The sequence below is a fragment of the Niastella sp. genome (genome assembly GCF_045805085.1).
In the GTDB taxonomy this organism is placed as follows: domain Bacteria; phylum Bacteroidota; class Bacteroidia; order Chitinophagales; family Chitinophagaceae; genus Niastella.
In genome coordinates this window covers 1-11591 of record NZ_JBJMLX010000009.1, presented here as the reverse complement: position 1 = coordinate 11591, position 11591 = coordinate 1, and the positions used below count along the sequence as shown (strand labels likewise).

Below are 11591 nucleotides of genomic sequence, written 5' to 3'. Positions count from 1 at the left end.
TTCCTTGCTGCTGCCTCCCGTAGGAGTCTGGGCCGTATCTCAGTCCCAGTGTGGCTGACCATCCTCTCAGACCAGCTACCCATCGCGGCCTTGGTGGGCCGTTACCCCGCCAACTACCTAATCAGGCGCACGCCCATCTTCAAGCGACGGATCTATAACGATAAGATGATGCCATCTCAACCGTATTACGGGGTATTAATTTTCGTTTCCGAAAGCTATTCCCCACTTGAAGGAAGGTTGCGTACGTGTTCCGCACCCGTTTGCCGGTCGCCGCCCATGTATTGCTACACTGCGCTGCCCCTCGACTTGCATGTATTAAGCCTGCCGCTAGCGTTCATCCTGAGCCAGGATCAAACTCTCCATTGTAAATGAGTTTTGATCACTTAGCTAAATTCTCTCAATAAGAAAATCAACTTTGTGAATCGTGTTAATTTTTTTCGAGTCGCTAGATTCTTACCTTGATTAATTTACTTGAAATTATTCAAGTGCTGTTGCTTCCAAACTTTCAAAGATCTTAAATATCGTATGTTATTTTTCCTTTACCTCCGTCCAACCTCACTCATTCGTTATTATCTACTTCGTATCTTGCTCTCGCATCCTCACTTTCTCTCTCCCCTTCCTCTCCTCGCTTCCCCTCTTTTCGATTGGGGTTGCAAAGGTAATGTTTCTCATCTATTGCTTCAAAATTTTTCTTTCCCTTTTCGCAATTTCTTTTTCTCTGATTTCGTTGCAATTTTTTAAGAGCTTTTTCGTTCAAACCGGGCTGCAAAGATAAGCTCATTTCACTCTCACTTCCAAACTTTTTTTCATCTTTTTCTTCTGCTCTTTCTCTCAGTTTGTAAGCCTATTTTATCTGCAGTTGGTAAACGATTTCTATGTAAAGAGCTTTTGTGTAGTGTGCTTTTTTGTAAAGCGGGCGGCAAAGATAGGCGTGTTTAACTTACTACCAAATAATTTTCGTTCTTATTTTCAACCCTTTGGTGAAACGCTCTTCCCGCAAGGGTTTCAGCAGAATATTTTTTTTACAGGCGTTTTTACACTTAATAATTCGCTTTCAAAATTGTTTCATCTTCCACGTCACTAACGTCCCACTATTATGTTCAACCGATCTTAACATTTTGGGTGTTCAAAAAATAAGTATCGGGGTACACTACTTTTTGTAAAAACAAGCCATGCCCCGGCACCGCAAAATCGGCCCGCGTACAGTCCTTTGCTTCGATGATTTCCCTGAATTGCTGAAGGGTTATTTTCCCCCTTCCCACCTGCAACATGGTACCCACCAAACCACGCACCATCCCCCGTAAAAAACGGTTGGCTTTTACCCGGTAAACTGCCCCCTGCGGCTGCACTTTCCACTCACTGTACAGGATGTTACAGTTAAAGGTATATACCTGGGAATTGCGTTTCGCAAAGGAGGTAAAGTCGGTATACTCCTTTAATACAGCAGCAGCTGCATGCAACCCCTCCCAGTCGAGGGTATAAGGGTAAAACCAGGCGCGGTCAACCAGGAACGGATCTTTTACCTTGTAGATAAAGTATTCATATTCACGGGCAATGGCATCGAACCGGCAATGCGCGGTTTCGGCTACCGGCACAATCTGCCTGATAGCCACATCGGCTGGTAAAATAGCATTGAGGTTATAAATGGCCTTCGGATTTATAGGGTTCTCCAGTTCGAAATGATAGTAATTCTGGCTGGCATGCACTCCGGCATCGGTTCGGGATGACCCGGTTAGGGGGACCGCCCCCCGGAAATAAACCTCCAGGGCTTTTTCCAGCTCGGCCTGTATAGTTAATGCATTGTGCTGCACCTGCGAGCCTGCGTATCGCCCGCCATGGTATGCCACTTCCAAAAAATATCGATTCATGGGGCGCAAGTTAAAACACAGTTCTAAGTTTTAAAGTTCAAAGTTTAAGGTTCTTGCCTCTGCATTTCTAAGTGGCTGGTTGCCGGGTTCGTAGGTTTTGAGGCAAAACAGCCAGATTTCTTCGCAAATCCTTTTAGACTTCTCTTAGAATCCTCTTAGGCTTCTTCGCAAATTTGCGAAGAACTTGCGAAGGATTTGCGAAGAAGGGTAAGCTGCATCTTTGCTAAGGGGCGAACGAGACTAAGCCCCTGCTGCCTGCACTGCCCTACCACCAGGGTTGCACTGAATAGAAGGTTCCAGTGCAACTCCAGTGCAACTCCTAGGAAACTCCCAGGCAACTCCCAGGCAATCTCGAGGCAATCCTTATTAGGAATAGCCATAAATTTAGGGTAGCTGAAGCGAGAACACGGCACCTTGTACCTGATAACCGGTAACTCAAGAACTTAGAATCTATGAACTGAATCTTAGGTTCCGGCACTTTCAACTTTAAACATTGAACCTGGGACTATTGTATTTTCACCAGCTTTTTAAACCTGGTCACATAGGCCTCATCGCCTAATAAGTCATACAACTGCTTGAAGTTTGCCGTATCGGCGGCGAAGGGATAAGCCAGTTCGAGGAATTTATATTTTGACGTGTCACCGGTGAACAATTCCGACAACGCCTTTATTTGCCGGGCGTATAAACACATGGTTTTGAAGTATTTTTGAGCAACGGCCAGCCGCTTTTGCTCATCGCCCTCAGCCATCATCTTTACCCGCATTTTATCTACATCATTATCTGTCGCCAGTTTTGCACAGTCTGAATTGATCATTACCAGCTTGTTGGAGGTTTCTGCTTTCTTTTCAGGTTCTGCAGTTTTTGGCTTTTCTGTTTCTGCTGGTTTTGTAACCGCCTCCGCAGTGTCTTTTTTCGTAACCGGCGACTCCATTACGGCTTTCGGGGTTTCTTTGGCAGGTTCTTCTTTTTCTTTTTTAATGGGAGTTACTGCAGTTTTAACCGAGTTATCGGCCGCAACCGGTTTTACCGCTTCCTCTTTTACCACTGCATTTCCCTGAACCAGTTCTACCTGCATTTTACCGTAGTCAAACAGTTTTGCAGTAGCCGTATCCTTCGTTACCGGCTTTACAGGCTCGGGTTGCGTTTCGGGTTTGGGCTTGTATAATGGCTTGGGTTCTTCCGCCGTTGTACTTTTTTTCATTTGCGGCGATTCCAGAATTATGGTAACCGTATCGGTGGTGGCGGGCTTTTTTTCCGTTGGGGCCGGCCGCCAGGTTTCTTTCTTTATTTGTTCAGCTACCTGTTCTTTGTTTTGGGCAGGGAGTGGCTCTTGTTTAGCCTCGTTCTTTACAACATTGGTAGTTGTGCTATTTTCAGCAGGAGGCGTAACGGCCGGTTGGGTTTGAACCGCAGGCTTATTCTCCGCTTCTTTTTCTTCATTTATATATACGGTCACCACTTTAGCGGGGGTTTCACTGCTATCGACAAACACCATTTTGGTTTCCCCGTTTTTTGACTGCTGCTGAATTTTAGCCACGCCTGCTGTAACCGGTTTATCATTCAGGCCCCGCTCTTTGGGGTCATATTTGGTAACCGCAGAATCGGTAGTGGCCGATTGCAAGCCTGCCCCCACTTGCCCGGGTTTCACAGTTGCAGAATCGGGAGCAGCAGCGATGGAACCTTTTTTTATAGCCGAATCTATGATAGCCTGTACGCTGTAAATGTTATCCGTTTCTTTGGGTTGAACCGGTTTTTCTTCTGCCTTCACCACCTGTTGATTGTCGGCCGGTTTTCCCTCGGCATCTGCCACGCCGGGCACCTTATCCAATTCCTTCTTCACTATTGAGGTATATAAAACAGAAGAATCATTGACCACGGCGGCCATTAAAGTAGCAAAAGCATCATCCTTTTTACGTTCGCCATACAACAGGTTGCTGTTGCCGGCATCCTTCATGGGACGTATAGTTTCATCGGTTTGCAGATCGAGCAGGGCCCAACCTTTAGCACTTTTTACCAGTTGAAAACCATGGTCTTTATTCTTTAATGGAACAGCAAAACGCTGCGGCTGGGCAGCCTGCTGTGGAAAACCGATCTCGAAATTGCAGGTCTTATCGGGCAGTCCGGCAATAATCAGGTGCCCAATAGCAGAGGAACTGTATACCTTGTCTTCCATCTGCACATAGAAAGGCTGCAGGTTTTCAGATTGCAGGTACACATATAAAGACTGCTGTGCCAGCGCTGATGTATACGAAATACACAACCCTGATACAAAAGCAAACAGTTTTATAAGTCGGGAAGGATTGCTCATAGTAGCAAATCTACTCATTTGCCTTTTTACCACAGCCACTTATACATTTTTTTACAATTATTAAGGAACTGCCCTCCTATCTTTACAACTCTTAAATTCTAAAATTTCGATATGAGAAAGGTTTCACTAGTAATATTGGCGCTGGGAATACTGCCCCGCCTGTGGGCCCAGCAACAGGAAGAGCCAACACCCGACACTTCGTGGAAAACACAGTACCGGGAAAGCGCCCCCCGCATTAATGACCTGGTTCACACAAAACTGGACGTAAAATTCGATTACAGCAAATCATACATGAATGGCAAGGCCTGGATCACCCTGGCCCCCCACTTCTACTCCACCGACAGCCTTACCCTCGACGCCAAGGGTATGGATATTCACAAGGTGGCCATCGTAAAAGGCGGTTCAACCCAAACCCTGAAATATCAGTACGACGGCTTGCAGATAAATATCAATCTCGATAAAACCTATAAAGGCGGGGAACAGTATACCGTGTATATTGAATATACCGCCAAACCCAATGAAGTAAAAGTACAGGGCAGCGCGGCCATTACCGATGCCAAGGGGCTGTATTTCATCAACCCAAAAGGTGAAGAAAAAGATAAACCTACCCAGATTTGGACACAGGGCGAAACCGAAGCTACATCTGTATGGTGCCCCACCATTGACAAGCCCGACCAGAAAACCACCAACGAGTTCATTATGACCGTTCCGGCCAAATATGTTACGCTTTCAAATGGTAAACTGGTTGCTCAAAAGAACAATGCCGATGGCACCCGTACCGATGACTGGAAAATGGACCTGCCTCACGCCCCCTACCTGTTCTTTATGGGTGTAGGTGATTACAGCGTTATAAAAGACAGCTATAAAGGCAAGGAAGTAAATTATTATGTAGAAAAAGAATACGCCCCTGTAGCTAAAAAGATCTTTGGCCACACCCCCGAAATGATGGGCTTTTATTCAAGAATACTGGGGGTAGAATATCCCTGGGTGAAATACTCACAGATCGTGGGCCGCGATTATGTTAGCGGCGCCATGGAAAATACGACTGCTACCCTGCACCAGGAAAGCGCTCAGCAGGATGCCCGTGAACTGGTTGATGGCAATAGCTGGGAAAGCACCATTGCCCACGAATTGTTTCACCAGTGGTTTGGCGACCTGGTTACCTGCGAAAGCTGGAGCAACCTCACGCTGAATGAATCGTTCGCCAACTACAGCGAAACACTGTGGGATGAATATAAATATGGTAAGGATGCCGGCGACGCACAAAACTTTGGCGATATGCAAGGCTATATTCAAAGCCAAAGCGAGAAAAAAGACCTGGTTCGTTTTTATTATAATGATAAAGAAGCCATGTTCGATGCCGTTAGCTATAATAAAGGCGGCCGCATTTTACACATGCTGCGCAGCTATGTGGGCGACAGCGCTTTCTTTAAAGCATTGAACCTGTACCTCACTACCAATAAATTTAAAACAGGCGAAGCGCACCAGTTGCGCCTGGCTTTTGAAGAGGTAACTGGTAAAGACATGAACTGGTACTGGAACCAATGGTATTTTGGCGCCGGTCATCCCAAACTGACCATCGATTATAATTACGACGATGCCGCCAAAAAAGTCCAGGTTACTGTTAAGCAAACACAAGCCGGCGATAAAGTATTCACTTTACCAATCGCTATCGATGTGTACAATGGCGCTGAAAAAGTTCGCCACAATGTATGGGTAAAAGATAAAGAAGATACCTTCTCTTTCTCTTATGACAAACGCCCGGACCTGGTAAATTTTGATGGTAAGAAAACCCTGCTGGCCGAGAAAAAAGACAACAAATCGCTGGAAAATTTTATTCACCAGTACAAATATGCCGGCACTTACCTCGACCGCCGCGAAGCCATTGATTTTGCCAGCAAAAACCAGGACAATGCCAAAGCGCAGGAACTGATGCTGCTCGCTTTAAAAGATAAATACTTTGGTTTACGCTCTTACACCATCGGCAAACTGGACCTGAAAAATGAAACTGTAAAAAAACAGACTGAACCCATTCTGGCCGAGATCGCGCAAAATGATCCTAAAGCGACTGTACGCGCCAGCGCACTGGGTGTATTGGTTCAATTTAACAATGGCGCCTATAAATCACTTTACACAAAACATGTAAACGATTCATCGTATACTGTTGCCGGTATTTCGCTGGACGCCCTGTTTAAATTAGACAGCGCCGCTGCAGTAGCTGAGGCAAAACGCCTGGCGAAATATCCAGCCAAAGGCAAACTGGTTGAAACCATCACCACCATCATGGTGAAATCGGGTGATGAAAGTAATTTTGATATTGTTGCCAAAGCATTTGGTGACATGCCAATATCACAAGCCAAATTCAACCTGCTGCAACCTTTCTGCCAGTTCCTGGGTGTGGTAAAAGACACTGAGAAAGTAAAGAAAGGCGTTGATATGGTGATTGAATTCCGTGATGCCCTGGCCGCTTACGGTTTAGTTCCGTATGTAAACAACCTGCTGACTGGCGTTATTAAAAAGAAAGAAGCTGCCAGCGCTCCTGCGGCACAGATCGAGTATATTAAAACGAAGATGGAATCTGGGTATAAGAAAGGATTCTAACTAACAAGTTGACTCTTTATATAAAAGGCCTCCTTAGTGATAAGGGGGCCTTTCGTTTTGGTTCGTAGGTTATTGAGTGTTAGTTATTGAGTTCTTTAACTCATAAACTAAAGAACTCAATAACTTACAAACTGTATTCATGTAACGAAAAATTGCAATCCACAACATACGCCTTCTACTAACTGTATTTTACCAGCCACCACTGGCTCCCCCACCACTGCTACTGCCGCCGCCATAACTGCCACCTCCGGAACTCCCGCCTCCCGAAGACCCGCCTGATGACCAGCCGCCTCCTGATGAATGGCTACCAAACAAATTCCAGTCGTCGCGTGGTATGTACCCGTCACGGGTATACCATCCACTGGACAGCGGCCTGCCGTACTTGAGATACAGTATACACACCAAAATTATCCCGCCGATTATTGAAAAACCAATTACCGGGTTGTTGTTGTCATAAGGCTTATCTACTGATTCATGCTGTATAATAGTGGGAGTCAGATAGGGCGCTGTTGCTTGTTGTGCAGCAAGCGCAAGGTTATCAAGCCGCTGTTCTATAGCAATAACCGCTTCTTTTATTCCGGCAAAAAATAATCCTTGTTTAAAATTCGGCACCAGGTTATTATCAACGATCTGCTGGCAGCTTTCATTGGTAAGAATGTTTCCCAGGCCAGTGCCTACCTGTATTCTTACTTTCCGGGGATTGCGGCTAACCATCAGCAACACCCCGTTGTTCTTTATTTTATCGCCAACACCCCAGGTATTAAAATACGCCAGGGCTGCTTCTTCAATAGTATATTCCTTTTCTGTTTTGGGATCGGTTAGCGACTCCAGGGTAACCACTACAATAGCATTGGTAGTTTGTTTCAAATACGACTTCAATTCAGTTTCCAGCGTATCTCTTTCACTGCTGGTGAGGAACCGGCCGAAGTCGTTCACCGCTTTGTGCGGCACCGGTAATTTCTTTACAAAAGAATTGAGTTCCTTTTGTTGGGAGAAAGCAAAAACACTGGATAAAAGCAGGAATAGGATTAAGAAGTTGCGCATTCTTAGTAAAGAGTTGGGTTTGTAGATTCTGTGTATTGAGTTCGTTAGTTGTTAGTTCTTTAGTTTGTTAGTTATGAAACTAACAAACTAAAGAACCCAATAACTTACAAACTGTGTTTATGTAAAACGAATAGTTACAATCCACTACCTACGCCTGTTACTTAATTATATTCTACCAACTACCGCTGGCTCCGCCGCCACCGCCGCCACCACCACCGAAGCCGCCGAAACCTCCACCACCTCCGCCGCCCCAGCCGCCGCCGCCACCAGACCAGCCACCGCCACCGCTGCTGCGACCGAGCATATTACCCAAAATAAAGGGGCCTAACCAGCCTGAACCACGACGGCTCATCATTCCACCGCCGCCTCCGCGATTACGGCCACTAAAGATCACCACCATGATGATGACAAAAACAATGAGACCGATCGGGAATCCGCCACCGCCTTTTTTCTTGCGGTAATTATCCGGCGCCTTGTATTCACCCGCGGCTGCTTTTATGATTGAATTGGCCGCTTGCGACAACCCATCATAATAATCGCCCGATCTGAAGTTGGGCTTAATATCATTTTCGATGATGTGATTGGCAGTAATATCAGGAATGGCGCCTTCGAGGCCATACCCCACTTCGATCCTGATCTTGCGGTCGTCAATAGCCGCTAAAATAAGAACGCCATTATTTGTTTTTGCATTCCCGATGCCCCAGCTACGAAGCACCTTCAATGCATATTCTTCAATAGGATAATCATTGAGTGTTTTAAGCAGCACAATGGCCACCTGGTTGCTGGTGCTGTCGTCGTAAGCCACCAGCTGTTGTTCCAGTCGTTGTTCTTCGTCCGGCGACAATACGCCGGCAAAGTCATTTACCAACTTTGGGGGATTCGGTCGGGCGGGAATATCCTGTGCCGACGCCAAAAACGAAATAAAGCACAAGGCCGGAACAAGAAGTAGTTTGAGTCTCTTTATCATTGTTAATATGCCTATCTATTATTGATCTGCCAGCAGATACCGGTTACCAGATCCCGGTTCCCGGTATCTGGCAACTGATTTATTACTTTCCAAACACCAGGTCGTCGGGTAATTCATTTTTATCGGTAGAGCGGTCGTACGGAAAATGCGTTCTTAACGCCTGCCCCACATCCGCGATCACCGCCTCAATGGCATCTGCAGGCAGGGCATTGCTAAAATGCTTTTTCATCACCGATACTTCCTCATTCCAGAAAGTTTGCCCAACTTTTTCGTGAATACCCTGGTCGGCCAGAATGGCGAACTGGCGATCCTTCATGGCAATATATACCAATACGCCGTTGCGATCTTTGGTCAGATCCATTTTAAGACCCCAAAAAACTTCAGCGGCCCTGTCGAGAGGATCAACAAACCGGCAGCGGCTTTCGGTATACACCCGGATCTCGCCACTGGTTTGTTGTTCGGCCAGGCGTATGGCATTTACAATACGCTCCTGTTCGTCGGGCGAAAAAAATTCTTTCCTTTTACCGAAAGGGTTATAGGCCATAAGGGTATTTTTAGAATTGTACTTTAGGTGCTTTTTCAGAACCGGCGTCAGCTGTGAACCCTTGTTTTACTTTGAACCCGAACATGCCGGCAAAGATGTTATTGGGGAAACGACGAGCCGTAGCGTTATAATCCTGTACTGCTGTATTAAAGTCGTTACGGGAAACTTTGATGCGGTTTTCTGTTCCTTCCAGTTGCGTTTGCAGGTCTCTGAAATTTTGTGTAGCCTGCAATTGCGGATACTGTTCAGCTACTACCAGCAATTTGCTTAAAGAACTACTCAACTGGCCTTGCGCCTGTTGAAACTGCTGTACTTTTTCAGGAGTGAGGTTATCTGCATTTATATTTACAGAAGTAGCTTTTGCCCTTGCTTCAATTACCTGGGTCAACGTAGTCTGTTCAAAATTAGCAGCGCCTTTTACGGTGCTTACCAGGTTAGGGATCAGGTCGGCACGACGTTGATAATCACTCTGAACATTGTTCCACTTGTTTTTCACATTTTCATCGAGGTTTACCATCTTGTTATATCCATTGCAACCGCAACCTCCGAGTATTAAAATGAATAACACCACAACGATAAGGACCAGATTACGAGATTTCATATCAATTTAGAGTTTTATGTCTTATAAATGTACACAATTCATTTGATTCACAAACTGTTAAGCTATGCATTCCTGTGGATGGCCTTTAACATCCACCCGCTGCCCAACATTGCCAACATTATGCAATATTTAGTCGCGGCGGCATGGTTTTCGTTACAGAAGGATTGGCTAAATCTTATTTTATGAAGCAAATAATCATTTGCAGTGGTTTATGTATCACCCTGTTTATCACCTGTTGCGACAAAAAGAAAGATAAAAACAACAACGCCACCGCCGCCATTCTAAAAGATACTGTACTTACCAGCCAACTCAACCATCCCTGGGAAATTCTGTGGGGACCTGACAATTTTATCTGGATGACCGAACGTACCGGTAAGATCAGCCGGGTTAACCCTGCCACCGGCGCCGTTACCTCATTATTAACCATCACTGATGTAACTGCCCAGGGCGAAGGCGGCTTACTGGGCATGGTTTTGCATCCTGATTTCTCTACCACGCCCCAGGTATTTGTGGCGTACAACTATATGAGCGGAAGTAATTACCAGGAAAAGATCGTTCGCTATACCTACAATGGTTCCACCTTAATCAGTCCGCAAATTATTCTCGATAATATAAAAGCTTCCAGCATTCACAATGGCTGCCGGTTATTGATAACGCCCGATCGGAAATTATTCATCACTACCGGCGACGCCAGTGACCAAACAAACCCGCAAAACAAAAGCGCGCTCAATGGTAAAGTATTACGATTGAACCTCGACGGTAGCGTTCCGGCCGACAACCCAACCGCCGGCAGCCCTGTATGGAGTTTTGGGCATCGCAACCCGCAGGGACTAGTTTACGCCAACAACCTGCTCTACAGCTCGGAACATGGCCCCTCTACTGACGACGAGATCAACATCATAGAAAAAGGACGTAATTACGGCTGGCCAACCGTTACCGGTTTTTGCAATACAAGTAATGAACAAAGCTTTTGTACAGCCAACAATGTTCGCGAGCCTTTACAGGCCTGGACGCCCACCATTGCCCCCAGCGGGTTGGATTATTATGATAAAGATCAGATACCGCAATGGAAAAATTCCCTGTTACTCGCCGTGTTAAAGGATAGCCGGTTGATCCAGTTAAAACTAAATACTGCCCGCACTGGTATCGACAGTACGTTTGAATTCTTTGTAAATAAATACGGCCGCATGCGTGATGTTTGCATTTCGCCCGAAGGGAAAGTTTTTGTTTGTACGGATAATGGGAACGATGATAAGATTGTTGAGGTATCGAGGAGGTAGTTGATCAGCCCTCCAGGCATTTGGTTACCTCGCTACTGTTTCTGCAGCGTAACTACCAACACCTGGTGGATAGTAACTTTTGCCGGTACGCCCTGGTAGTCCTGTGTAGTAACGGTATCATACACGATTGTCATTTTCATGGTATTGCCGGTAAACGCCACTTTACAGCCAGTGGGCGGGTTTGGCAACAAACCACCCGTAAGCAGATCGAGGAAACCACCGTTTGCAAAATTCAGCGAGTCGGTTCCTATTTTCGTATAATCTGAAGTAGCGCTTTGCGGCGAAACGGTTTGATCCAGTGGCAAGGGGAAGGAATCGATGAGGTTAGCACCCTGATACAAATAGGCGGTAGGGCTGGTATGCACGCTCAGGGTGATG

At 45.9% G+C, this 11591-nt stretch carries 9 protein-coding genes and 1 rRNA gene; 2 read left to right on the top strand and 8 right to left on the bottom strand.

The window, feature by feature from the left end; translation table 11 throughout:
- The 3 genes from ACJ751_RS00555 to ACJ751_RS00545 form a co-directional block, all read right to left on the bottom strand.
- Nucleotides 1-366, bottom strand: a 16S ribosomal RNA gene (locus tag ACJ751_RS00555); the annotation flags it as partial.
- A 734-nt stretch (nucleotides 367-1100) separates the two neighbouring features.
- Entirely contained in the window at nucleotides 1101-1868 is a 768-nt protein-coding gene (gene truA / locus ACJ751_RS00550) for a tRNA pseudouridine(38-40) synthase TruA (RefSeq protein WP_407743412.1), read from the bottom strand.
- Nucleotides 1869-2373: 505 nt separating this feature from the next.
- A complete protein-coding gene (locus ACJ751_RS00545) occupies nucleotides 2374-4194 on the bottom strand; it encodes a DUF4476 domain-containing protein (protein WP_407743411.1) in 1821 nt (606 codons plus the stop codon).
- 93 nt (nucleotides 4195-4287) lie between these two features.
- Between ACJ751_RS00545 and ACJ751_RS00540 the strand changes: the two genes are divergently transcribed.
- Complete coding sequence (locus tag ACJ751_RS00540; protein ID WP_407743410.1) at nucleotides 4288-6777, top strand: M1 family aminopeptidase; 2490 nt, start codon at nucleotides 4288-4290, stop codon at nucleotides 6775-6777.
- 189 nt (nucleotides 6778-6966) lie between these two features.
- Here the strand turns inward: ACJ751_RS00540 and ACJ751_RS00535 are convergent, their stop codons facing one another.
- The 4 genes from ACJ751_RS00535 to ACJ751_RS00520 form a co-directional block, all read right to left on the bottom strand.
- Nucleotides 6967-7821: a TPM domain-containing protein gene (locus tag ACJ751_RS00535; RefSeq protein WP_407743409.1), complete on the bottom strand. Its 855-nt coding sequence runs from the start codon at nucleotides 7819-7821 to the stop codon at nucleotides 6967-6969.
- A 172-nt stretch (nucleotides 7822-7993) separates the two neighbouring features.
- On the bottom strand, nucleotides 7994-8788 hold the full coding sequence (locus ACJ751_RS00530) for a TPM domain-containing protein (RefSeq protein WP_407743408.1): 795 nt from the start codon (nucleotides 8786-8788) through the stop codon (nucleotides 7994-7996).
- 82 nt (nucleotides 8789-8870) lie between these two features.
- Nucleotides 8871-9332, bottom strand: coding sequence for a TPM domain-containing protein (locus tag ACJ751_RS00525; protein WP_407743407.1), 462 nt, complete (start codon nucleotides 9330-9332; stop codon nucleotides 8871-8873).
- A 10-nt stretch (nucleotides 9333-9342) separates the two neighbouring features.
- Complete coding sequence (locus ACJ751_RS00520; RefSeq protein WP_407743406.1) at nucleotides 9343-9933, bottom strand: LemA family protein; 591 nt, start codon at nucleotides 9931-9933, stop codon at nucleotides 9343-9345.
- 182 nt (nucleotides 9934-10115) lie between these two features.
- Here ACJ751_RS00520 and ACJ751_RS00515 point away from each other — a divergent pair, with 182 nt between their 5' ends.
- Nucleotides 10116-11213, top strand: coding sequence for a PQQ-dependent sugar dehydrogenase (locus ACJ751_RS00515; RefSeq protein ID WP_407743405.1), 1098 nt, complete (start codon nucleotides 10116-10118; stop codon nucleotides 11211-11213).
- Nucleotides 11214-11245: 32 nt separating this feature from the next.
- Here ACJ751_RS00515 and ACJ751_RS00510 read toward each other — a convergent pair.
- On the bottom strand, nucleotides 11246-11591 hold a 346-nt coding region (locus ACJ751_RS00510), incomplete at its 5' end, for a hypothetical protein (protein ID WP_407743404.1).

Coding starts and splice junctions, on each gene's coding strand:
- truA (WP_407743412.1), bottom strand. CDS start 1,868: ATGAATCGATATTTTTTGGAAGTGGCATACCATGGCGGGCGATACGCA.
- ACJ751_RS00545 (WP_407743411.1), bottom strand. CDS start 4,194: ATGAGTAGATTTGCTACTATGAGCAATCCTTCCCGACTTATAAAACTG.
- ACJ751_RS00540 (WP_407743410.1), top strand. CDS start 4,288: ATGAGAAAGGTTTCACTAGTAATATTGGCGCTGGGAATACTGCCCCGC.
- ACJ751_RS00535 (WP_407743409.1), bottom strand. CDS start 7,821: ATGCGCAACTTCTTAATCCTATTCCTGCTTTTATCCAGTGTTTTTGCT.
- ACJ751_RS00530 (WP_407743408.1), bottom strand. CDS start 8,788: ATGATAAAGAGACTCAAACTACTTCTTGTTCCGGCCTTGTGCTTTATT.
- ACJ751_RS00525 (WP_407743407.1), bottom strand. CDS start 9,332: ATGGCCTATAACCCTTTCGGTAAAAGGAAAGAATTTTTTTCGCCCGAC.
- ACJ751_RS00520 (WP_407743406.1), bottom strand. CDS start 9,933: ATGAAATCTCGTAATCTGGTCCTTATCGTTGTGGTGTTATTCATTTTA.
- ACJ751_RS00515 (WP_407743405.1), top strand. CDS start 10,116: ATGAAGCAAATAATCATTTGCAGTGGTTTATGTATCACCCTGTTTATC.